This window comes from Mesorhizobium sp. NPDC059025, from assembly GCF_042739655.1.
Taxonomy (GTDB): domain Bacteria; phylum Pseudomonadota; class Alphaproteobacteria; order Rhizobiales; family Rhizobiaceae; genus Mesorhizobium.
In genome coordinates, this window is sequence record NZ_JBHYIM010000012.1 from 139,753 (window position 1) to 161,536 (window position 21,784).

Consider the following 21,784-nt stretch of genomic DNA (forward strand, 5'->3'; position numbering starts at 1 on the left):
CCCGGGCGGGCGCAAAGGGAAACGGGAAGATACGAATGTCGTCATCGGAAACTCCGATGGCAGCTCCGCACCAACTGCACTTAGCCGGCGCCGCGCGCCGCCATGGCCAGGATGGTCTGATAAAGTTCCTCGCGGGCTTCATCCGCAGTGATCTCTCCCGAAGCCGCAGCAGCGGACAGACCGGCAGCCGCCCCCAGCATGCTGCAGAGGCGCGCCGTGGTGAGACTGCGCGCAAACGGCGCCAGAGCTGCCCGGCATTTCTCGAGGAATACCGCCTCGTGCTCACGCTTCATCGTCGCCAGTTCCGGCGTCCCGACAAGGGCGGCCACCACGCCGGGGATTTCGCGGCCCTGCTCCAGCACGCAATCGACATAAGACGAAGCGATCACCGAGGCACGACCATCGAGCGTCGGTTCGCTTGCCGCCAGCGCCGTATCGATGACCAGGTTCTGGCGCTCATCGAATTCCTGGTAGAGCGCCGCCAGCAGAGCCGAGCGCGTAGCGAAGTGATCGTAGACCACGGGCTTGGTCACCGCCGCCTGTTCCGACAACCGTCCGAGCGTCAGCGCCTCGGTGCCTTCCTCCCGCGCAATGCGCCAGGCGATATCGAGAAGCTGGCGATGCCGCTCTTCCCGCAGCAGGCGCTGGCGACGCGGACGCGCCGGCGGATCCTTCAAATGGTCGCTTGACATCGCTATATACCAAAAGTAACTTACTAAAAGTATATAAGCCTGATCCTTTCCCTGCAACACCCCCCAGGAGCTTCGTCATGCACGCGCTCGTCGTCGTCGCGCATCCCGACCCCAATTCGCTCACCCATCTGATCGCCAGCCGCGTCGGCGAAGGCATCGCGGCGTCGGGCAACAGTTTCGAAATCGCCGATCTGGCCGCAGAAAGGTTCGATCCACGTTTCGGCAAGAGCGACATCGCCGTTAACCTGCACCAGGCGACCCCTGATGCCGACGTCATCGCCGAACAGGGGCGCATCGACCGAGCCGATGATCTGGTCCTGGTCTATCCCGTGTATTGGTGGTCGATGCCCGGCCTGCTGAAGGGCTGGATCGATCGCGTATTTTCCAACGGCTGGGCCTATGATGAGCCACCGGGCGGCAGGCTGACGAAGAAACTGCAGTGGCTGAACGTGCATCTCGTCGCGATCGGCGGGGCCAGCCAGCGCACCTATGCCAGGCATGGCTATTTCGGCGCCATGAAGACCCAGATCGACCACGGCATCTTCGATTATTGCGGCGCCAAAGTTGTAACATCCGAATTGCTGCTCTTCCCGGAAGCGCAGGATCAAGCACAGCTTCCAGCCGAGGCCCATGCCATCGGCTACCGGCTGTTCCAGAAACAGCAACGCGTGGCGGCGTAGAATTCTTCGCCGCATGGGATTTCCAGGAGGAAGCTCCCATGCGGCAGCCAAGACCGAAACCGCTGCTGAACGGAACCGTTTCTCCACCCGAACGCATGCTGCTTGCCTTTCGGCTTTGTTATGTTACAACGTAACAATACCTCAGTGGCCTTCCCACGAATTTGGTCACTCCTCACCACGGGCGCCCCCTCAGGGTTCCGCCTCACCGCAGCTTCTGGAAAGCAGTCATGCCCACGCACAATCGAAGGCGTCTTCCCGTAACCGTCCTTTCCGGGTTCCTCGGCGCCGGCAAGACCACACTTCTCAATCACATCCTGCACAATCGCGACGGACGCCGGGTTGCCGTCATCGTCAACGACATGAGCGAGGTGAACATCGACGCCGCGCTGGTACGCGACGGTGGCGCAAATCTCTCTCGGACCGACGAACAGCTGGTCGAGATGACCAATGGCTGCATCTGCTGCACCTTGCGCGACGATCTCCTGGCAGAAATGCGGCGGCTCGCCGAACAAGACAGGTTCGACTACCTGCTGATCGAGTCGACCGGCATTTCGGAACCTCTGCCCGTCGCTTCGACCTTCGAGTTCCGCGACGAAGCGGGCAACAGCCTTGCCGACGTCTCGCGTCTCGACACCATGGTGACGGTCGTCGATGCCGCGAACCTGCTGCGAGACTATTCCTCGTCGGATTTCCTGCGCGACCGCGGCGAGGCACTCGGCGCTTCGGATGAACGTGTGCTCGTCGATCTTCTGGTCGAGCAGATCGAATTTGCCGATGTGATCGTGCTCAACAAGGTTTCCGACACCTCGGCAAAGGACCTTGACCTGGCCCGCAAGATCATCCGCTCGCTCAACCCGCAGGCCGAGCTCGTCGAGACGGATTTCAGCCGCGTGCCGCTCGCAAAGGTGCTCGATACCGGCCGTTTCGATTTTGACAAGGCCGAACAGCACCCGCTCTGGTTCAAGGAGCTGAACGGTTTCAGGGACCACATCCCCGAAACCGAAGAATACGGCATCCGTTCCTTCGTCTACCGCGAGCGCCGTCCATTCGATCCCGTCAGGTTGCAGGCCTTCATCAGCAGGCCGTGGCCGGGTGTGGTGCGCGCCAAGGGTTTCTTCTGGCTGGCGACACGCCCCAATCATGTCGGGGAATTGAGCCAGGCCGGTGTCCTGGTGCGAACCGGCAGGCGCGGGCTCTGGTGGTCAGCGGTTCCCCGCAACCGCTGGCCCGATAGTCCGTCATGGCAGGAAGCCATGAAACCCTATTTCGATCCAATGTGGGGCGACCGCCGCCAGGAACTGGTCTTCATCGGCTGCGACCCGATGGACGAAAGCCGCATCCGCGCCGAGCTCGATGCCTGCCTGGTGGACGAGCCCGTCTTCGCGCCGCAGCTGTGGCGCGACCTGCCGGACCCGTTTCCGAGCTGGAGCGGACAGGCGGCATGATCATCAAATCCCTGATTTCCCTGTTCAAGGGACGCCACCAGAATTGTGACTGTCATCCGCGGCGCGCCCGCTACATTCCGCCGGCGGAGCGGCACGCTACCACAGGTCCCAGCCAAGAATCGCCATTGCCAGGCGGCGGCGGTCACAATAGGGTCCGCGACGATGGTGCCTCGAATCGAAAGGTCCGGGGTGAAAAGGGAATACGGTGACGTCCGCAAGGGCCAAGACCGTGGCTGCCCCCGCAACTGTAAGCGGTAGCAAAGTCCGAGAACGCCACTGGCCAAAGTGCCGGGAAGGCAGGACCGCGCAACGATCCGCGAGCCAGGAGACCTGCCATCACAGTGAGTTGACCGGACGGGGTGTGCCGGGAGGACGCTACAAGGGCGGCCCTGCCGTCGTTCTGGCCATCCTTCCGCACCTGATCAATGAGGGATCAGTTGGAAGGTTTTGCCGTTTTTCAGCGTGATGGCGCGACGCATTTTCCCGACGACGCACCGCAGCGCGCCGATGAAGGTGCTTGCGCGCGTGCGGTTATCCTGCAGGCGCGCGACCTTAGCTATCGGCCGGAAAAGGGCATCACCCTCGTCGAGGACGTCTGCCTCGACATGCGCGCCGGCGAAAGGCTCGCCATCATTGGTCCAAACGGCGCCGGCAAGACGACGCTGATGCGCATGCTGTGCGGCATGCTCAAACCTGTCAGCGGCCTGGTGAGCCTCGATGGCGAACCGCTCGACCGACTGCCGATGGCGGAACGCGCGCGACGCATCGCCGTGGTCGGCCAGTCGGATCAGCCGGATGCCCAGCTTGCGGTCCACGACTATGTCGGGCTCGGCCGTATCCCGCATGCCGGGCTTCGTCGCCGCAGCGACGACCGCAACGTCGTAATCGACGCGCTGGAACGTACCGGCCTGCTCTCCCTGCGCGATCGCCGCATGGGCTCGCTTTCCGGTGGCGAGCGCCAGCGCGCGCAGCTGGCGCGGGCGATCGCACAGCAGCCGCACGTGCTGTTCCTTGACGAGCCGACAAACCATCTCGACCCGCGCGCCCGCGGCGAATTGCTGGAGTTCGTCGCCAGGCTCGGCATCGCTGTCGTCACGGTGCTGCACGATCTGCCGCTGGTTGCCCCCTTCGCCACCCATGTCGCCGTGATGAGCAAGGCGCGCCTCGTCGCGCTCGGCACGCCGCGCGAGACCCTGACTGCAGAACTGGTGCGCGAGGTCTTTGGCATCGACGTGCTCAGACTGCCTCATCCGGACGAACAGGATCGCGAGCTGACGGTCTTCGACGTGCCGATACGCCTTTCCCGATGAACCGCCCCATCCACGGAGCCGCCATGAAACGCCTCGCTTTTTGCCTCGCCGCCACGCTTCTCTCGTCGACCGCCTTTGCCTTCCCGGTCACTGTAGACAGCTGCGGCATTCCGCTGACCTTCGACGCCGCGCCGAAGCGCGCGGTGATCAACGATCTCAACATGTCGGAAATGGCCTTTGCGCTGGGTCTCCAACCCGAGATCGTCGGCCTGACCGGCATCACCGGCTGGTACAAGGTCGATGACGCCTTCAAGAAGGCGCAGGGTTCCATCCCGGAACTCGCGCCCAAATATCCGACGCTGGAGAATCTCCTGGCGGTGGAGCCGGACTTCTTCTTTGCCGGCTGGTATTACGGCATGAAGCCCGGCGGCGACGTGACGCCCGACACGCTGGCGCCGCACGGGATCAAGACGCTGGTGCTCAGCGAAAGCTGCGTCCACCTCGACAAGAACCGGCCGGCGGCCTCGATGGATCTGCTGTTCGGCGACGTCGAGAAGCTCGGCAAGATCTTCGGCAAGGAAGGCGAGGCCAACACGCTGGTTGCCGGATGGAAGGAAAGGCTTGCCGGCATCACCGCCAAGGTCGGCGCCCGCGGCGGCACACGTGTATTCCTCTACGATTCCGGCGAGGACAAACCCTTCACCGCCGGCAAATTCGCGATCCCCACGGCGATGATCGAAGCGGCCGGCGGCAGGAACATCATGGACGACCTGCCGACCAACTGGGGCAACACCGATTGGGAAACCGTCGCCACCCGGAACCCGGAATTCCTGGTGTTGCTCGACTACCAGGACGACGCCGGCTACCGGAAACTGCTGAACTTCCTGAAGACGCACCCGGCGATGAAGGAGACGGACGCCGTCAAGAACGAGCGTTTCGTTGCCCTGCGCTACGCGGAACTGACGCCCGGCCCGGCCAACATCGAGGCCATCGACAAGATCGCCAAGGCAATGCACCCGGAGGCCTTCTGAACGTGCCAAGCCGAGCATACGGCGTGGCCATCGGCACAGGTCTGGTGCTGGTCATCGCGCTGGCGCTGCTATCCATCGCCTATGGCTCGACCGTCATTCCACTGGGCGATGTCATTGCAGCGCTCGCTCGTGCCGTCGGCCTGGACGCCGGCCGCGTGACCGCGCCGGTGGAGAAGATCATCGTCGACCTCAGGCTGCCGCGCGCGATCCTCGCCGTCTGCGTCGGCGCCGGTCTCGCTGTGGTCGGCGCACTTCTGCAGACGGTGACACGCAACGACCTGGCCGATCCATTCCTGTTCGGCCTGTCCTCGGGTGCCGCGGCGGGTGCTGTTTCGGTCATCACGGTCTTTGGCGACCGCCTTGGCGTGTGGACGCTTCCGATCGCCGCTTTCGTCGGCGGTATCCTGACAGCCTTCGTCGTGTTGCTGCTCGTCAATCGTATCCGCGGCCAAGGGCCGGAGCGGCTGATCCTTGCCGGTCTCGCCGTGTCCTTCCTGTTCACGGCGCTGACCAACTATCTGGTCTTCGCCGGCGACCAGCGCGCCGCCCATTCGGTGCTGTTCTGGACCATGGGCGGGCTGGGCCTCGCCCGCTGGGGCAATATCGGCCTGGCGATTGCCGGAGCAGCCGTCATTCTCTGCTTCGCGCTACGTTATCATCGCTGGCTCGACGCCTTCCTGGCCGGCGAAACCACCGCCGAAAGTCTTGGCGTTCCGGTAACGCGCTTCCGGACACTGACATTCCTCGCCGCAGCGCTGTCGACGGCGATCCTGGTTTCCGTTGCCGGCGTCATCGGCTTCGTCGGATTGATGATCCCGCATGTCGCGCGCCGCTTCGCCGGCCCGCTGCATCTGCGACTGGCCATCGCCTGCGCCGTCTTCGGTGCGGTGCTCCTGCTTGCCAGCGACCTGCTGGCGCGCACGCTGCTGCCGCCGCAGGAATTGCCGATCGGCATCATCACCAGCTCGATCGGCGCCCTGTTCGTGGTTGCCACCCTCCTGCGCAAGCGGTTCTGAGCAACCGGCCATTCCATCGCTCCGGAATAGCGCCACACTTGTTACTCACACTGTTCGGCCTCCGAAGGCAGACTGGCACCAGCACCGAGTGTCGAGCAACGACGCTTCGACCTCGAGGCACGGCATCGCCCTGACAAGGAGGTTCAGAACAATGACCGCATCCGCCGAAAACAAACGAGACGAGATCCTGGCCGCCCTGCACAGGCCGCCGGTGGTTGATCACGAGGCGTGGGAGCAGGCGCGCCAGCAACTGCTGGTGAAGGAAAAAGCCCACACGCACGCACGCGATGCACTGGCCGCAGAGCGCCGCCGCATGCCCTGGGTGGAAGTGACCAAGGACTACGTCTTCGAGACCCCGAACGGCAAGGCAAGCCTGCATGACCTTTTCGCCGGCCGTCGTCAGCTGATCCTTTACCGCGCCTTCTTCGAGCCCGGCGTGTATGGCTGGCCTGACCATGCCTGCCGGGGTTGCTCGATGGTGGCCGACCAGGTCGCCCATGTCTCGCATCTCAATGCCCGTGACACCACGCTGGTCTTTGCTTCGCGCGCACCGCAGGCGGACATCCAGCGTGTGAAGGTCCGGATGGGCTGGGACCGTATTCCCTGGGTCACCATCGTCGACAGCTTCGACGTCGATTTCGGCGTGGACGAATGGCATGGTCACAACGTCTTCCTGCGCGACGGCGATCGCATCTTCCGCACCTACTTCATCGCCGACCGTGCCGACGAACAGATGGGCGGCACCTGGAACTATCTCGACATCACGCCGCTTGGCCGCCAGGAAGTCTGGGAGGATTCGCCCGAGGGCTATCCGCAGACCCCGACCTATAAATGGTGGAACTGGAACGACAGCTACGTTGCCGAAGCCGAGCCTGACAAGGGATGGGTCGCGATTTCCGACGCCGGCGAAGAAGCGATGCGCGCCAGACCAACGAGTGCGAAATCATGAGCCGCTCGTGCTGCTCCATCTGGGCCGACGAGGAGAATCCTCGCCGGACCAGTACCAGCACTGTCGACAAGCCCGTCGTGAATGCCGCAGCGCAGGCGGCAACCGACAGCGCTGCGCTCGACAACGCACCCACAATGACAGCATCGGATTGGCTGGTGCTGGCCGCAGCGCCGACTTTCGCCGCCATGGCCTTGCTGACCGCGATCATGGCTGGGCCAGCCGAGACGCTCTGCTCATCCGCGATGGGCATGCCGCTCGGCGGCATGGTGCTGATGTATCTGCTGATGAGCGCCTTCCATCTCGCACCTTGGCTGAAGCTGGTTCGGGCGGATCGCTCGGCAACGCGCTAAGGACAGGGGCATCGCGGCGTTGACTTGTCCCTTCGCCCGGAGCCGATCGTATTTAACCATCGATGCTATCAGAATATTAGCGATTGCTTGGCAACGTCTTGGCGCCGACGGTCGTTAGCCTGGATCCGCAACAATCCGAGCGACGATCGACCTGACAGAATGGCGCCGGGGGCGTTGATGCGTGTCGTCTCATGCTTGGTCACGGAGCATAACCCGTGGCTCGTGCTGCTTGCCGTGTTTGTCTGCATAGCCGGCAGCTGGGTGACGTTCAGGCTTTTCCGACAGGCCGAGGCGCGTGACGGCTGGCAGCGGGCCGGCTGGATCTTCCTTGCGGCGCAGGCCGCCGGCTCATCGATCTGGTGCACGCATTTCATCGCCGTCATCGCCTATGAGCATGAAGCTCCGGTCACCTTCGACCCGGCCTTTACGATGGTCTCGCTGCTGATCGCGGTTGCCGGCTGTGCCTATGGCTTCTGGCTCTCGATCAGCTTCCGCTTTCCCCTGGCCGCCGAGGTCGGCGGCGGTGTCGTCGGTATCGCGATCGCGGCGATGCACTACAGCGGCATGATGGCCTACCGCGTCGACGGGCTGATCGACTGGAACCTGGACTACGTGCTCGCCTCGGTGGCGCTGTCGGTTCTGTTTGCCGGCGTTTCCCTCAGGCAGGCAATCAAGCCATGGCTGGGCGAGACCCGGTATCTGCCGGTTGGTTTGTTTGTGCTTGCCGTGGCATCCCTGCATTTCACCGGAATGGCCGCCATCTCGGTGACGCCGTTCTCCACGGCGGCCGACAGCACCACCTCATCGACCCTGGCCGCCTTTGCCGTCGTCGGCGTAGGCATGCTGGTCCTGGGAGCCGGCGTCATCAGCTATCTCATCGACGAGCAGACCTCGCAGGAAGCATTCGATCGCCTGCAGAAGCTGGCGATGACCGATTCCCTTACCGGACTGCCCAACCGGACCAGTGCCATCGAGCACCTCGATCAGGAAATGGAGCGGGCACGCTATACGATCGCAAAAGTCGCCATCATCGGCATCGATCTCGATCGCTTCAAGGAGATCAACGATCTGCGCGGACACCAGGCCGGCGATGCCACGCTGGCAACGATCGGCCATCGTCTTGGCGATCTTCTCCAGAATGACGAATTTGCCGCGCGCATCGGTGGCGACGAGTTCATGTGCGTCAAGCTTTTCATCGAGCGCCAGCAACTCGACGATTTCCTGAAGCGTCTCGAACAGGTCTTTTCGGAGCCGCTTCATATCGGTAATGTCGACCTGGCGGCGGGGGCGAGCCTGGGCGTCGCCTTGTTTCCCGACGACGGCCACGACCGGCAGGTGCTCATCAGCAATGCCGATCTTGCCATGTATCGCGCAAAAGCCGACATCACCCGCGCCACATGCTTCTATGAACCGCAGATGGACAAGGCAGCGCGCGAGCATCATGCCCTTGCGTCGGAACTCAGCCACGCCCTTGAACTCGGCCAGCTTGAGCTCCATTACCAGGTGCAGAAATCCGTCCAGTCCGGCGATGTACTTGGCTATGAAGCGCTGCTGCGCTGGAGACATCCCACGAGAGGACCGATCTCACCTTCGGTTTTCATCCCCATCGCCGAGGAAACCGGCCTCATCCTCGCGATCGGCGAATGGGTCTTGCGGACGGCCTGCGCAGAAGCAGGCCGGTTGTCCAGACCCCACAAGATCGCCGTCAATCTTTCGCCTGTCCAGTTCGTCCATAACGATCTTGCAGGCCTGATACGCGACATCCTCGTCGAGACAGGATTGTCGCCGTCCCGGCTGGAGTTGGAAATCACCGAATCAACCTTCATTGCCGACAAGAGCCGGGCCCTGCACATCCTGCGTCAGATCAAGGCATTGGGCGTGAAGGTGTCGATCGACGACTTCGGCATCGGCTATTCGTCATTCGATACGCTGCGCAGCTTTCCCTTCGACAAGATCAAGCTGGATGGGTCCTTCACGCGGGAGATGGAGCGGAACACCCATGCCATGGCCATCGTCCGCTCCGTTCTTGCATTGGGACAGAGCCTCGGGATTCCGGTTCTGGCCGAGGGTGTCGAGACCGCCGCCCAGTTGCAGATCCTGCGCATCGAAGGCTGCCATGAAGCACAGGGCTACTACCTCGGGCGTCCGGGACCGAGGGAGAACATCTTGCCGACTTCCGCAGAGCGCCAGGCCATCGTGAATCTCGGCGACGATCTGGCTATCTCGACCGGATGAGAACAGTTATCCCGCGCAGAAAACCCCGGCCATGGCCGGGGTTTCATCGCTCCATCAGGCCCAGCGCCTGACCCAGACGCGCTCACGCCAGCACCGAACATGCCAGCGGCCACGACGGTAAACGCGACGGCAGACACGGCGCCAGCGGGGCCGGCCCGGAGGCCGGTGATGCCTCGGGCGACGATGCCAGGGACGGTGATCGATCAGCTCGACATTGGCCTCGGCACCGTCATCGAGCACGGTCATCTCCGCGTCGGACTTTTCCAGTTCATCCAATATGCCGCCGCCAGTCGTGGGCACACCTGCCACCGCCTGGCCCGGACGTATTGCCGTCATGACGACTGCGGCACCTGCAACGCCGAGTATTCCCGTCAGAAATAACCGTCGATCCATTGGTTCCTCCGATCTGCGCTCCCCGCACAGCGGACAACATAGCGATATCTGACTTGTTCCTGAATGCTTTTTGATGGTCCAGCGATCGACTTCGCGCCGCTGGAGCCGACATCGTGCAAATGCGCCTGTGTGATCGCCCCGCGATGGGCCGACGCGCATGATGGCGTCATTGCGATGGAAAAAGTCCCGGTTTGAAGGCGTAGCTCGACCGCAGCCTCCTTAGCCCTCAGCGATCCATCAGCCCTTTCAGCCGATAGATCGCTTCCAGCGCCTCGCGTGGCGTCATCTCGTCAGGGCTGATGGCGGCCAGTGCCTCGCCGAGCGCATCGGTCTTGGCAGGTTTGGGGGCTTCGCGCTTCACCGCCACCGAAAACAGCGGCAGGTCGTCGACCAGCCGGTCGGCCTTGCCCGAGGTCTCGCCTTCCTCCAGCTGGTGCAGCACCTGCTTGGCGCGCGCCACCACCGCTTCCGGCAAGCCGGCAAGCCGCGCCACCTGCACGCCATAGCTGCGGTCGGCCGCACCCTTGCCGACCTCGTGCAGGAAAACGACGTCGCCCTCCCACTCCTTGACCCGCATCGTGACGTTGTGCAGCCGGCAAAGCTTGTTGCTCAGCGCCGTCATTTCATGGAAATGCGTGGCGAAGATCGAGCGGCAGCGGTTCTTCTCGTGCAGATACTCGACAGCCGCCCAGGCAATCGAGAGACCGTCGAAGGTGGCGGTACCGCGGCCGATCTCGTCGAGGATGACCAGCGCGCGCTCCCCGGCCTGATTGAGAATGGCTGCGGTTTCGACCATCTCGACCATGAAGGTCGAGCGACCACGTGCGAGATCGTCGGACGCGCCGACACGGGAAAACAGGCGATCGACCACGCCGATATGGGCGCTTGCCGCCGGCACGAAGGAACCGGTCTGGGCCAGGATGGCGATCAGTGCGTTCTGGCGCAGGAAGGTCGACTTACCGCCCATGTTCGGGCCGGTCAGCAACCAGATGGCGCCATTCCTGGCATCGCCTTCGGGAGAGAGGTCGCAATCATTGGCGACGAACGGGCCTTCTCCGGTACGGCGCAGCGCTTGTTCCACCACCGGATGGCGGCCACCGACAATTTCGAAGGCGAGCGAAGCATCGACCTGCGGCCGGCACCAGTTCTCGCTCACCGACAGGGCAGCGAGCGCGGCCGACACATCGAGCACCGCCAGCGCATCGGCCCCGGCACGGATGGCATCAGCCTCGGCGACCACTTCGGCAAGCAGACGATCGAAGGCGCCGAGCTCGATGGCCAGAGCTCGGTCGGCGGCGTTGGCGATCCTGGTCTCCAGCCCCGCCAGTTCCGTCGTGGTGAAGCGCATGGCATTGGCCATGGTCTGGCGGTGGATGAAGCGTGCCTTGGCTTCATCGGTGCCCGTCATGATCGCCTGATGGTTGACCGTCACCTCGATGTAATAGCCGAGCACATTGTTGTGCCGGATCTTCAGCGAGCGGATGCCGGTCTCTTCGATCAGGTCGCGCTCCATTCCGGCGATGACCTTGCGCGTCTCGTCGCGCAGCGCACGCATCTCGTCGAGCTCGGCGTCGTAACCGCTGCGCAGGAAGCCGCCGTCGCGCTTCAGCAGCGGCAATTCGTCGGCAAGCGCTCCGGCGAGATGGTCGGCGAGCGGCTTCGGCAAGGCGTGGATGGCAGCAAGGGCTGTCGCCAGTTCCGCGGGCGGTGCGACGCGCGCAAAGACCTGCGCGATGTCGCCGGCGGCGAGGAAGCCGGCGCGCAGCGCACCGAGGTCGCGCGGGCCGCCGCGGTTCAGAGCCAGTCGCGACAAGGCGCGCGGCATGTCGGCGACACCCTTGAGCGCCAGCCGCAACGCTTCGGCGAGACGTGTCTCGTCGCGGAAGAAGGAAACGGAATCCAGCCTGGCGCCGATGGCGGCGGCGTCGGTGAGCGGCGCCATCAGCCGGTCGGCCAGCAACCGCGCACCGCCACCGGTGACGGTGCGGTCGATGGCCTTGAACAGCGAGCCTTCGCGGCTGCCGGACAGGGTTCGCAGCAATTCCAGGTTGGCGCGCGTCGCCGGATCGATGAACAGCGTCGCGCCGTTTTCCTCGCGCTCAGGCCGCGACAGTGGCGGGCGTTCGGCCTTCTGCGTCTTCTCGACATAGGCGATTGCGCCGGAGATGGCGGAAAGCTCGGCGCGGCTGAACGTACCGAAGGCATCCGGCGTCGCCACATTGAAGAAACGGGCGATGCGCGCCGTGGCCGAGGCAGAATCGAACAGGCTGGCCGGTTGCGGGCTGGCGACGCGGCCGAGCACATCGAAAACGGGCTTCAGCTCCGGATCATAGAACACAGGTTCGGCGACGATCAGCTCGCGCGGGTCGACACGGAAGATGTCGGCCAGCAGGCGTTCGGCATTGGTCTCGGCAACGCGGAAAACGCCGGTGGAAATCTCGATCCAGGCCAGCGCGAAGCTCTGCTCGGCGCCGCCCTTGATCCGGCCCAGCGTCATCAGGAAGCTCGATTCCGACGGCGCCAGCAACTTGTCTTCGGTGATGGTGCCCGGCGTGACAAGACGGACGACGTCGCGCTTGACCACCGATTTCGAGCCGCGTTTCTTGGCCTCTGCGGGGTCCTCGATCTGCTCGCATACGGCGACGCGGAAACCAAGTCCGATCAGCTTCTGCAGGTAGTCGTCGGCGGCATGCACCGGCACGCCGCACATCGGGATCTCGGTACCCTGGTGCCTGCCGCGCTTGGTGAGCACGATGCCCAGCGCCTGGCTTGCCTTCTCGGCGTCTTCGAAGAACAGCTCGTAGAAATCGCCCATGCGATAGAACAGCAGCGAATCCGCATTCGCCGCCTTGATCTCGAGATACTGCTCCATCATCGGCGTGGCGCCGGCCGTGGAAGGCACTGGCGCGGCATCGCTTGCCAGCGGCGCGCTGTCTTGCGTGGCGATGGGGGTTTCGTCGTTCAAGAAACTGTTTCCAAAAAATCCGAAGGCAATTGCTTGGCGCTTTACTCACCTGAAGTGTAGCCTTAATCCCGAACGCTCCACAAAGAAATTGAGTGCGCCTCAGGCACGCCGAAGGGGAAGAAACAAAAGCATGGCCAGCAGAAATGGACAGGACGGACAAGGCCCTTCGGTGAGCGCCGAGGAGGCGCTGGAATTCCATGCCATGGGACGGCCGGGCAAGCTGGAGATCGTGCCGACCAAGCCGATGGCCACGCAGCGCGACCTCAGCCTCGCTTATTCGCCGGGTGTCGCGGTGCCGGTGAAGGCAATCGCCGAAGACCCGTCGCGCGCCTTCGACTACACAACCCGCGGCAACATGGTCGCCGTCATTTCCAACGGCACCGCCATTCTCGGCCTCGGCAATCTCGGCGCACTTGCCTCCAAGCCGGTGATGGAAGGCAAGTCGGTGCTGTTCAAGCGCTTCGCCGACGTCGATTCCATCGATCTCGAAGTGGCCACAGAAGACGCCGACGAGTTCATCAACTGCGTCAGGTTCCTCGGACCGTCCTTCGGCGGCGTCAACCTGGAGGACATCAAGGCGCCGGAATGCTTCATCATCGAGCAGCGCCTGCGCGAACTGATGGACATCCCGGTCTTCCATGACGACCAGCACGGCACCGCCATCATCGCCGCTGCCGGCCTGATCAACGCATTGGCGATCACCGGCCGCGACATGAAGACGACGAAGCTCGTCTGCAACGGCGCCGGCGCTGCCGGCATCGCCTGTATCGAACTGGTCAAATCGATGGGCTTCTCGCCGGAAAACGTCATCCTGTGCGACACCAAGGGCGTCGTCTACCAGGGCCGCACCGAAGGCATGAACCAGTGGAAGTCGGCGCATGCGGTCAAGACCGATGCGCGCTCGCTGGCCGATGCGCTTGACGGTGCCGATGTGGTGTTCGGCCTTTCCGCACGCGGCGCCTTCACCAATGCCATGATCCAATCCATGGCCAAGAACCCGATCATTTTCGCCATGGCCAATCCGGACCCGGAGATCACGCCCGAGGAAGTGGCCGAGATCCGCACCGACGCCATCATGGCCACCGGCCGTTCGGACTATCCGAACCAGGTCAACAACGTGCTGGGCTTTCCCTACATCTTCCGCGGCGCGCTGGACGTGCGCGCCACCACCATCAACGATGCCATGAAGGTGGCCGCTGCCCAGGCCCTGGCCGAGCTTGCCCGCAAGGATGTGCCCGACGATGTCGCCGCTGCCTATCAGGGCAACCGGCCGAAATTCGGTCCCAACTACATCATTCCGGTGCCGTTCGATCCGCGCCTGATCTCGGCGATCCCGATCGCGGTGGCGAAGGCGGCAATGGAAAGTGGCGTGGCCCGCAAGCCCATCCTCGACCTCGACCGCTATGAGCATGAACTGTCGGCCCGCCGCGATCCGATCGCCTCGACGCTGCAGCGCATCTATGACCGCGTGCGGCGCCAGCCCAAGCGCATCGTCTTCGCCGAAGGTGAAGAGGAACAGGTGATGCGCGCCGCGGTCGCCTATGTGAACCAGAAGCTTGGCACCGCCATTCTCCTCGGCCGCGACGACATCATCAAGGAAAATGCCCGCCATGCCGGCATCGAGCTGGACAAGCCGGGCCTGGAGATCATCAACGCCCGGCTGTCGCGCAAGAACGCCATCTATGCCGACTTCCTCTACGAGCGCATGCAGCGCAAAGGTTATCTGTTCCGCGACTGCCAGCGGCTGATCAACAACGACCGCAACCATTTCGCCGCCTGCATGGTGGCGCTGGGCGATGCCGACGGCATTGTCACGGGCGTGACGCGCAACTATTCGACGGCGCTCGACGATGTGCGCCGCGTCATCGACGCCAAGCCCGGCCATCGCGTCATCGGCGTGTCGATCGTGCTGGCCAGAGGACGCACCGTGCTGGTGGCCGACACCGCCGTGCACGACATGCCGAATGCCGAGCAGATCGCCGACATCGCCGAGGAGGCGGCCAGTTTCGCCCGCCGCATGGGTTATGAGCCGCGCGTGGCGATGCTGGCCTATTCCACTTTCGGCCACCCGCAGGGTGAACGTTCCGAACGCGTGCAGGAAGCGGTGCGTATCCTCGACAAGCGCCGGGTCGATTTCGAATATGACGGCGAGATGGCCGCCGATGTCGCGCTCAACCCGCGCGTGATGGCACAGTATCCGTTCTGCCGGCTGACCGGGCCGGCCAACGTGCTCGTCATGCCGGCGTTCCACTCGGCCTCGATCTCGACCAAGATGCTGCAGGAGCTGGGCGGCTCGACCGTCATCGGCCCGCTGCTGGTCGGTCTCAACAAGCCGGTGCAGATCGTCGGCCTCAACGCCAAGGACAGCGACATCGTCAACATGGCCGCGATTGCGGCGTATTCGGCGGGGACTTGAGCCTTATCTTCCCCTGAGTCCGTCTCGCGTTTTCCACGGCCATGACCGACGAACCCATCGTCATCGAAATGAAACGCACCGACCAGATCTCCGTCTTCATCGCGACGGTGATCGGCGGCGGCGCGTTCGTGGCCTTCCTGCCGGATCTCGCCGGCTGGCTGCTGCAACTGCCGTGGGTGCCATGGGATGAGCCGCTCAGGCTTGCGGTGGCGATCGGCCAGAAACTGTCGCCCTGGGCGCTCGCCATCATCGGCGGCCTGCTCGGCATCGGCGCCGGTTTCCTGATCGTGCATGACGAACCGACGGTAAGCGTTTCGGCCACCGAGCTGATCGTGCAGCAGGGTGACAAGCGCCACCGCTTCGCCCGCTCGCAGGTACGCACGGCCATGATCGCGGGCAAACATCTCACCGTGCGCGACCACGACGATGTCGAGCTGCTTTATCTCAAGCTCGACCAGCGCCGCGTGGTGGGCGCGGCGCTGCGCGAGAAAGGATGGACGGCGGGCTAATCCTTTTATCCGTCCTCAGGCCTCAACAACTTCGGCCACGGCCGCTTCTCCCGTCTTTCGCCCCATGAACAGGAACACCACGACCGCCGTGACGATCGTGATGACGGTGAGCACGATGAGCAGGCTGGAGAAGGCGAGGCCGTATTGCGCCAGCAGCTGGTCATGGCCGCTTGTCGGCAGCAACACCTGCGCCGCCGCGAGATCGCCGGTGACAAGCCGCTGCGCCGCGGCGACGCGCTCTTCGGGCAGGCCAAGTCCGGCACTGGCAAGGTGGCCGGCCGTCAGTGCCGACAGCACGGCGCTGACCACCGCCAGCGCCAGGCCTTCGCCGGCGACACGTGTCGTGTTGAAGATGCCGGTGGCCATGCCGGCGCGTTCGGTCGGCACCACCGAAACGGCGAGACCGTCCATGAGGCCCCAGGGCAGGCTGATGCCGACACCGATGGTGAGCATGGGCAGGACCAGTGTAACGGCAGGTGCGCCGGCCGGCACGCCGGACAACCAGAACAGACCGACGGCGGAAATGACAAGGCCGGTGGCGCACAGCACGGAAGCCGGCAACCAGCGCGTGAGCCATCCGGCGACCAGCGGCAGAACCAGCAATGGTGCCGACAGCGCAATCATCAGGCGGCCGGCGGCAATTTCCCCCATGCCTTCGACGCCGACGAAGCGGACCGGGAGCAGGACCAGCAGCACGACGAAGGCATAGGCGGGTGCCGCGGCCAGCAGCTGCACGCCGACGAAACGAGGGTAGCGAAACAGCGAAAGGTCCAGCATCGGCCGTCTCACCTTGCGCTCGACGATGCCGAACATGGCGAAGAACAGCACCGCGCCGGCCAGGAGGCCGACCACCGCCGGATCGCTCCAGCCGGCCTCCGGTGCCTTGAGGAAGCCGTAGGTGAGCAGAGCAAGCGCGGCGGTGAAGCTTGTCGCACCCGGCCAGTCGAGCCCGGTTGCGGCGGGATCACGACTTTCGCGCATGAAACGGGCAGCGATCCCGAAAGAAAGCGCTGCCGCGACGACGACCGGCACGAAGATCGAGGGCCAGCCGAAGGCGTCGATCAGGAGGCCCGAGGTAATCGGACCGAAGGAAAGGCCGATGCCGAAGGAGGTGCCGAGCAGGGAAAAGGCGCGCATGCGTCCTGGACCTTCAAATTCCTGCGCCAGGGCCGCCGCGCCGCCGGCGAAGGCGAGTGCTGCCGCAAGGCCTTGCGCGGCCCGGGCAAGATCGAGCCAGAGGATGGAGGGCGACACCGAGGCGAGTGTCGAAAACAGGCCGAACGCAGCCACGCCGGTCAGGAACATGCGCTTGCGGCCATAGGCGTCGGCCAATGCACCGGCCGCCATCAGCGAGGAACCGAAGGTCAGCATGAAGGCGTTGGTCACCCAGTTTAGGGCGATCGGGCTGCCGCCGAGTGCTCGGCCGATGGCCGGAAGCGCCACGGCGGGCCCGGTGAAGGTGAGCGGCATCGAAAGTGCCGCCAGGCACACCGCGACGAGAACAAGCGCTTTTTCGGCCGCGCCCGGGGCCTTCTTCGAATTTGCCATGATGTCCACGGAGGTTTCCGCAGCGGTCGCCTGCGCGAACCAGCCAACGGGCTTGTTGAAAGACCCGTTCATGATAGATTTGCACCAATCAGAGCAGAATGGGGCTCGTACTCCAGATATAATGGAGAAAAACGCTCGAATGGATCGATCGCTGGACCGGCTGAGCGGGCTTGCCGCCTTCGTGCGCACCGCCGATCTCGGCAGTTTCGTTGCCGCCGGGCGGGTGCTGCGGCTGTCACCCTCGGCGGTCGGCAAGGCGGTGACAAAGCTGGAGGAGCAGCTCGGAGTTCGTCTGCTGCAGCGCTCGACGCGCAGCCTGAGGCTGACCGAGGAGGGCCGTCTGTTCCATGAGCGCTGCCGGCGCGTCCTGGACGACCTCGACGATGCCCAGGCCATGCTGGCCGAAGCCATCGAAACACCGCGCGGACGCCTGAGGGTGAGCGCGCCGGTGGTGAGTTACCACCTTTTCCTGCCGGTGCTGCCGGAGTTTGCCTCGCGTTATCCGGAGGTCGAGCTCGATCTCGATTTCAACGACCGCATTGTCGACCTGATCGACGAAAGCGTCGATGTCGCGCTGCGCAGCGGCGACCTGCCGGATTCCCGGCTGATGACGCGCTCGCTCCGGCCTTTCCAGCAATTGCTGTGCGCTTCGCCTTCCTATCTGGAACGCCACGGCACGCCGGCCTGCCCGCGCGATCTCGACGGCCATCTCTCGGTCCGCTTCCGCTTCCCCAACAGCGGCAAGCTTTATGACTGGCCGCTCGTCCTGCCGGCCGGCGAAGCGGAACCACGCCCGAAGATCGTGCTGACCTGCAACAATATGGAAGCGCTGCGCGGCGCCACACTGGCCGGGCTCGGCATCGGCTGCATGCCGGATTTCCTGGTGCGCGGGCCGCTCGCGAAGGGCGAACTGGTGACACTGCTGGACCGCTATCTCGATGCACCTGGCCAGTTTCGGTTGCTCTGGCCATCCAACCGGCAATTGTCGCCGAAAGTCAGGGTGTTCGTGGATTTCCTGTCGGAAAGGCTGTTCGCCGACCGCTGCGAGACGCTTGCCCGACCGGAGCCGGCAGCTTCCTAGAAGGTTTCCGCTTCCTCGCAAACGCGGAAAAGTTCCGGCTCTTGTCTACGCAATTCCGGATGCAAAACCGTCTCGCGACAGATCAGGTCTGGTTCCAGCGGCGCACCACCGGCTCGCTCATGTCGTGTTCGTAGCCAAGAACGGAGACACTGGCCGTATCGAGCACGAACAGCGCCCCTTGCGATGCCGGCAGGCCGAGCCAGCGAGCGGTGAGCGTGCGCAGGAAATGCGACGACGAGAACAACAGCACATTGCCGCCCACTTCGCGCAACGCTGCCACAATGCGATCGGCGCGGGCACCGACCTGCATAACACTCTCGCCATCCGGGCAGCCGTCGCGAAACAGGCTCCAGCCCGGGCGGTCGACCAGGATTTCCTTGGTTTTCAGGCCCTCATAGGCGCCGTAATCCCATTCGGCGAGGTCGGGCCTGATTTCCGCCGTGGCGAAACCGGCCAGTTCCGCCGTGCGGCGGGCGCGTGAGGACGGACTTGACCAGATCGCGCTGAAGGTTCTGTCCTGCAGCCGCTCGACGAGTCTGCGCGCAGCGTCTTCGCCTTTGACAGTCAGTGGAATGTCGCTGCGACCGGTGTGCTTGCCGGTGGCGCTCCATTCGGTCTCGCCATGCCGCACCAGGGTGATCTCGGGGTAGGGGCTGGCCATGACTTGATCCTTGTTGGCTGGGCTAGCCCAGCCCTGCCTGTTCGGCTTCGAGCTTGAGGTTCTGACGCGGGCGCGGCCCGATCTGCTGGATGACAAGGCCCGCGGCCAGCGAACCGAGGTCACCGCAGGTCTTGAGATCGCGGCCTTTGGTGTAGCCATGCAGGAAACCCGCCGCATAGAGGTCGCCGGCGCCCGTGGTATCGACCAGTTCGCTGATTTTGGTGGCCTCGATGACGAAGGTATCGTCGCCATTGACGATGACGGAACCCTTTTCCGACCGTGTCACGGCGGCGATGCGGCAATCCTTGCGGATTTGCGCCAGCGCCTCATCGAAGGACGAGGTCTGGTAGAGCGACTTGATCTCGTGGCTGTTGGCAAAAATGATGTCGACCGTGCGCGAACGCATCAGGTCGAGGAATTCGCCACGGTAGCGGTCGACGCAGAAACTATCCGACAGCGACATCGATACCTGGCGGCCGGCGGCGTGCGCATGCTGCGCGGTCAGCCGGATGGCTTCCTTGGCGCGGGGCGGATCCCACAGATAACCTTCGAAATAGGTCACGGCCGCACCGGCCGCCTTGTCGGCCTCGACATCCTCGGGGCCAAGCTCGACGCAGGCGCCGAGATAGGTGTTCATCGAGCGCTCGCCGTCCGGCGTGACGAAGATCATCGAGCGCGCCGTCGGTGGCGTACCGATCAGCGGCTTTGTGTCGAACGCAACGCCCTGGGCCTGGATGTCGTGGGTGAAGATCTCGCCGAGATGGTCTCTGGAGACCTTGCCGAAATAGGCGGAACGGCCGCCGAAGCTGGCGATACCCGCGGCCGTGTTGCCAGCGCTGCCGCCGGAGGCTTCCAGTGCGGGACCCATGCGGCGATAAAGAAGTTCGGCACGCTCGGCGTCGATCAGGTTCATCGCGCCCTTGATGATGCCGTTGTCGGCGAGGAAAGCTTCGTCGCACTGGGCGATGATGTCGACAATGGCATTGCCAATGCACAGAACGTCGTAATCCGGCATTCAGGTCTCCGCGCGGCATAAATCAATATTCCAAAGCGATCTTTGCACGTCCTTTCGGACACGCGGCGCTCTGGTAGCCCAAAACCCCGGCTTTCTGCCACGCCGGCCGGGCGCGGGTCTAGCGGAATACCGATTTTTTGCAAGCTATTGCTTTGAATGGGCGCGGCAGCAATGCCGCTCAGAACATCGGCGCGAAGTTGAGTTTCAGTTCGCGCCAACGCTCGTAAGGAATGCGCGTGCGCTTCATGCTGCGGAAAGGCGCGCAGCGCTCGACAGCGCGCACGGCGCTGGCTGCGAGCAGCTTGGCTTCCTTGGCCTTGGGCGGATTTTCAACCGTCGGCTTGGCGGCCAGGGAGCCGTCGCGCTTGAGGCGGACCTTGACGATGATCGGCGCCGGCTTCGTGCCTTTCATATCCGGCGGCATCCAGCAGCCGGCGATCTCGTTGTGCAGCGCCTCGACCAGCACGGCAAACTCGCCCTTCTCGTCGGCGAGCGCCGCGGGGCCGAAGCCGACCGACAGCACGGCAGCGATCAACACGGCACGTATCGCAACACTCATCGCAGCAGGAACCCTCGGCCAGGCGCGTCGTCGACGATAGCGCTGCCTTATAGTAGGCGCGGCCGCAGACCTCCGCAATGTTCGGGCATGCGATCTCGTGTCGTCGTACTCATCCTTGATCTGACGAAAACAGTTCGGTCATCTTCCTGTAGGTCATGCTGTTGGCCCGGTTGAAGGTGAAGGACCCGACATCCAGCATCTCGCGACCTGCCCGTTCAAGAGCGCTGAAAGCCGTACAGGCGAGTTGCGAACCGACGGAAATGCGCCTGGCGCCGGCTCCAGCCAGGGCCGGCACCGTGAAATCCGCGGTCGACAGCACATTGACCGGTTTCTCGAGCGCCTGGCAGACCGCACGCACCGAAGCGATGTCGGAGAGACCGGGCGCATAAAGCACGTCGGCACCTGCCTTCTGGTAGGCCTGCAGGCGGCGGATGGTGTCGTCGAGATCGGGACGGCCGTGCAGGAAATTCTCGGCGCGCGCCGTGAAGACGAAATCGTGCTTCAGGGCCCGGGCGGCTTCCGCCGCCGCGGCGACACGTTCCACGGCCTGGGTGAAATCGTAGATCGGGTTGTCGGCATCGCCGGTATGGTCCTCGATCGAGCACCCTGCCAGCCCCGCGGCCTCGGCGGCAAAGATGGTCTCGCCAGCGCTTTCGGCGCTGTCGCCCTTGCCCTTTTCCAGATCGGCCGAGACAGGCAGGCCGGTGGCGGCCACGATCTCGCGGCAATGCTGCATCATCTCCTCGAAGCCGATCGCACCGTCCGGCAGGCCGCGCGAGAAGGCGTAGCCGGCACTGGTCGTGGCCAGCGCCTTGAAGCCCAGCGAAGCAAGCAGTTTGGCCGAACCAACATCCCACGGGTTGGGGATGACAAAGGTTTCTGCGTGCAGGTCTCGGAAAATCTTGCCCTTGTCCATCGAAGTCTCTCCGCTAAAGACGCGCCGGCCGCAGCCTTCGATCTAAAAGACGGCTGTGGCGAATTTCAGGAGC

At 64.0% G+C, this 21,784-nt stretch carries 19 protein-coding genes and 1 riboswitch; of the genes, 11 read left to right on the forward strand and 8 right to left on the reverse strand.

The annotated features are described in order from the left end of the window. Positions 1-80: 80 nt before the first annotated feature. Positions 81-692, reverse strand: coding sequence for a TetR/AcrR family transcriptional regulator (locus ACFWYE_RS24640; RefSeq protein ID WP_379065066.1), 612 nt, complete (start codon positions 690-692; stop codon positions 81-83). Positions 693-769: 77 nt separating this feature from the next. On the opposite strand from ACFWYE_RS24640, the gene ACFWYE_RS24645 reads away from it, so the two are divergent. The 8 genes from ACFWYE_RS24645 to ACFWYE_RS24680 all read left to right on the forward strand — a co-directional run bounded on the left by ACFWYE_RS24645 (position 770) and on the right by ACFWYE_RS24680 (position 9,648). Further along, positions 770-1,372 carry an NAD(P)H-dependent oxidoreductase gene (locus tag ACFWYE_RS24645; protein WP_379065068.1) on the forward strand — a complete coding sequence of 201 codons (603 nt, stop codon included), beginning with the start codon at positions 770-772 and terminating at the stop codon, positions 1,370-1,372. A gap of 227 nt (positions 1,373-1,599) precedes the next feature. Continuing rightward, the gene (gene zigA / locus ACFWYE_RS24650; protein WP_379114863.1) at positions 1,600-2,817 is read left to right on the forward strand and encodes a zinc metallochaperone GTPase ZigA; all 1,218 of its coding nucleotides are present in this window, start codon (positions 1,600-1,602) and stop codon (positions 2,815-2,817) included. Between the two features lie 146 nt (positions 2,818-2,963). Continuing rightward, a riboswitch (cobalamin riboswitch) is annotated at positions 2,964-3,170 on the forward strand. An 84-nt stretch (positions 3,171-3,254) separates the two neighbouring features. Next, positions 3,255-4,127 carry an ABC transporter ATP-binding protein gene (locus tag ACFWYE_RS24655; RefSeq protein WP_379114864.1) on the forward strand — a complete coding sequence of 291 codons (873 nt, stop codon included), beginning with the start codon at positions 3,255-3,257 and terminating at the stop codon, positions 4,125-4,127. 23 nt (positions 4,128-4,150) lie between these two features. Further along, a complete protein-coding gene (locus ACFWYE_RS24660) occupies positions 4,151-5,098 on the forward strand; it encodes an ABC transporter substrate-binding protein (RefSeq protein ID WP_379114865.1) in 948 nt (315 codons plus the stop codon). Positions 5,099-5,100: 2 nt separating this feature from the next. Continuing rightward, a complete protein-coding gene (locus ACFWYE_RS24665; RefSeq protein ID WP_379114866.1) occupies positions 5,101-6,114 on the forward strand; it encodes a FecCD family ABC transporter permease in 1,014 nt (337 codons plus the stop codon). 151 nt (positions 6,115-6,265) lie between these two features. Continuing rightward, complete coding sequence (locus ACFWYE_RS24670; RefSeq protein ID WP_379114867.1) at positions 6,266-7,063, forward strand: DUF899 domain-containing protein; 798 nt, start codon at positions 6,266-6,268, stop codon at positions 7,061-7,063. Next, complete coding sequence (locus ACFWYE_RS24675) at positions 7,060-7,413, forward strand: hypothetical protein (RefSeq protein ID WP_379114868.1); 354 nt, start codon at positions 7,060-7,062, stop codon at positions 7,411-7,413. Before ACFWYE_RS24670 ends, ACFWYE_RS24675 begins: the two co-directional genes overlap by 4 nt. A 177-nt stretch (positions 7,414-7,590) precedes the next feature. Continuing rightward, complete coding sequence (locus ACFWYE_RS24680; protein WP_379114869.1) at positions 7,591-9,648, forward strand: putative bifunctional diguanylate cyclase/phosphodiesterase; 2,058 nt, start codon at positions 7,591-7,593, stop codon at positions 9,646-9,648. 54 nt (positions 9,649-9,702) lie between these two features. On the opposite strand, the gene ACFWYE_RS24685 is transcribed toward ACFWYE_RS24680, so the two are convergent. Both ACFWYE_RS24685 and mutS read right to left on the reverse strand, forming a co-directional pair. Continuing rightward, positions 9,703-10,041 carry a protamine-2 (modular protein) gene (locus tag ACFWYE_RS24685; protein ID WP_379065084.1) on the reverse strand — a complete coding sequence of 113 codons (339 nt, stop codon included), beginning with the start codon at positions 10,039-10,041 and terminating at the stop codon, positions 9,703-9,705. A 226-nt stretch (positions 10,042-10,267) separates the two neighbouring features. Beyond that, positions 10,268-13,006, reverse strand: a complete 2,739-nt coding sequence (mutS, locus tag ACFWYE_RS24690) for a DNA mismatch repair protein MutS (RefSeq protein WP_379114870.1) — start codon at positions 13,004-13,006, stop codon at positions 10,268-10,270. Positions 13,007-13,136: 130 nt separating this feature from the next. Between mutS and ACFWYE_RS24695 the strand changes: the two genes are divergently transcribed. After that, the gene (locus ACFWYE_RS24695) at positions 13,137-15,422 is read left to right on the forward strand and encodes an NADP-dependent malic enzyme (RefSeq protein WP_379114871.1); all 2,286 of its coding nucleotides are present in this window, start codon (positions 13,137-13,139) and stop codon (positions 15,420-15,422) included. 41 nt (positions 15,423-15,463) lie between these two features. Beyond that, positions 15,464-15,931: a hypothetical protein gene (locus tag ACFWYE_RS24700; protein ID WP_379114872.1), complete on the forward strand. Its 468-nt coding sequence runs from the start codon at positions 15,464-15,466 to the stop codon at positions 15,929-15,931. A 15-nt stretch (positions 15,932-15,946) separates the two neighbouring features. Here the strand turns inward: ACFWYE_RS24700 and ACFWYE_RS24705 are convergent, their stop codons facing one another. Then, entirely contained in the window at positions 15,947-17,479 is a 1,533-nt protein-coding gene (locus ACFWYE_RS24705) for an MFS transporter (protein ID WP_379114910.1), read from the reverse strand. A gap of 151 nt (positions 17,480-17,630) precedes the next feature. On the opposite strand from ACFWYE_RS24705, the gene ACFWYE_RS24710 reads away from it, so the two are divergent. Continuing rightward, positions 17,631-18,560: a LysR family transcriptional regulator gene (locus tag ACFWYE_RS24710; protein ID WP_379114911.1), complete on the forward strand. Its 930-nt coding sequence runs from the start codon at positions 17,631-17,633 to the stop codon at positions 18,558-18,560. Positions 18,561-18,642: 82 nt separating this feature from the next. On the opposite strand, the gene ACFWYE_RS24715 is transcribed toward ACFWYE_RS24710, so the two are convergent. The 4 genes from ACFWYE_RS24715 to ACFWYE_RS24730 form a co-directional block, all read right to left on the reverse strand. Further along, complete coding sequence (locus tag ACFWYE_RS24715) at positions 18,643-19,221, reverse strand: histidine phosphatase family protein (protein ID WP_379114873.1); 579 nt, start codon at positions 19,219-19,221, stop codon at positions 18,643-18,645. A 22-nt stretch (positions 19,222-19,243) separates the two neighbouring features. Continuing rightward, positions 19,244-20,236 carry an adenosine kinase gene (locus ACFWYE_RS24720; RefSeq protein WP_379065093.1) on the reverse strand — a complete coding sequence of 331 codons (993 nt, stop codon included), beginning with the start codon at positions 20,234-20,236 and terminating at the stop codon, positions 19,244-19,246. Between the two features lie 178 nt (positions 20,237-20,414). Beyond that, positions 20,415-20,795, reverse strand: a complete 381-nt coding sequence (locus ACFWYE_RS24725) for a hypothetical protein (RefSeq protein ID WP_379114874.1) — start codon at positions 20,793-20,795, stop codon at positions 20,415-20,417. Positions 20,796-20,904: 109 nt separating this feature from the next. Continuing rightward, positions 20,905-21,711 (reverse strand): isocitrate lyase/phosphoenolpyruvate mutase family protein, encoded by an 807-nt coding sequence (locus ACFWYE_RS24730; protein WP_379114876.1) that lies wholly within the window; start codon positions 21,709-21,711, stop codon positions 20,905-20,907. Positions 21,712-21,784 lie beyond the last annotated feature (73 nt).

Coding starts and splice junctions, on each gene's coding strand:
- ACFWYE_RS24640 (WP_379065066.1), bottom strand. CDS start 692: ATGTCAAGCGACCATTTGAAGGATCCGCCGGCGCGTCCGCGTCGCCAG.
- ACFWYE_RS24645 (WP_379065068.1), top strand. CDS start 770: ATGCACGCGCTCGTCGTCGTCGCGCATCCCGACCCCAATTCGCTCACC.
- zigA (WP_379114863.1), top strand. CDS start 1,600: ATGCCCACGCACAATCGAAGGCGTCTTCCCGTAACCGTCCTTTCCGGG.
- ACFWYE_RS24660 (WP_379114865.1), top strand. CDS start 4,151: ATGAAACGCCTCGCTTTTTGCCTCGCCGCCACGCTTCTCTCGTCGACC.
- ACFWYE_RS24670 (WP_379114867.1), top strand. CDS start 6,266: ATGACCGCATCCGCCGAAAACAAACGAGACGAGATCCTGGCCGCCCTG.
- ACFWYE_RS24675 (WP_379114868.1), top strand. CDS start 7,060: ATGAGCCGCTCGTGCTGCTCCATCTGGGCCGACGAGGAGAATCCTCGC.
- ACFWYE_RS24680 (WP_379114869.1), top strand. CDS start 7,591: ATGCGTGTCGTCTCATGCTTGGTCACGGAGCATAACCCGTGGCTCGTG.
- ACFWYE_RS24685 (WP_379065084.1), bottom strand. CDS start 10,041: ATGGATCGACGGTTATTTCTGACGGGAATACTCGGCGTTGCAGGTGCC.
- ACFWYE_RS24695 (WP_379114871.1), top strand. CDS start 13,137: ATGGCCAGCAGAAATGGACAGGACGGACAAGGCCCTTCGGTGAGCGCC.
- ACFWYE_RS24700 (WP_379114872.1), top strand. CDS start 15,464: ATGACCGACGAACCCATCGTCATCGAAATGAAACGCACCGACCAGATC.
- ACFWYE_RS24705 (WP_379114910.1), bottom strand. CDS start 17,479: ATGGCAAATTCGAAGAAGGCCCCGGGCGCGGCCGAAAAAGCGCTTGTT.
- ACFWYE_RS24715 (WP_379114873.1), bottom strand. CDS start 19,221: ATGGCCAGCCCCTACCCCGAGATCACCCTGGTGCGGCATGGCGAGACC.
- ACFWYE_RS24720 (WP_379065093.1), bottom strand. CDS start 20,236: ATGCCGGATTACGACGTTCTGTGCATTGGCAATGCCATTGTCGACATC.
- ACFWYE_RS24725 (WP_379114874.1), bottom strand. CDS start 20,795: ATGAGTGTTGCGATACGTGCCGTGTTGATCGCTGCCGTGCTGTCGGTC.
- ACFWYE_RS24730 (WP_379114876.1), bottom strand. CDS start 21,711: ATGGACAAGGGCAAGATTTTCCGAGACCTGCACGCAGAAACCTTTGTC.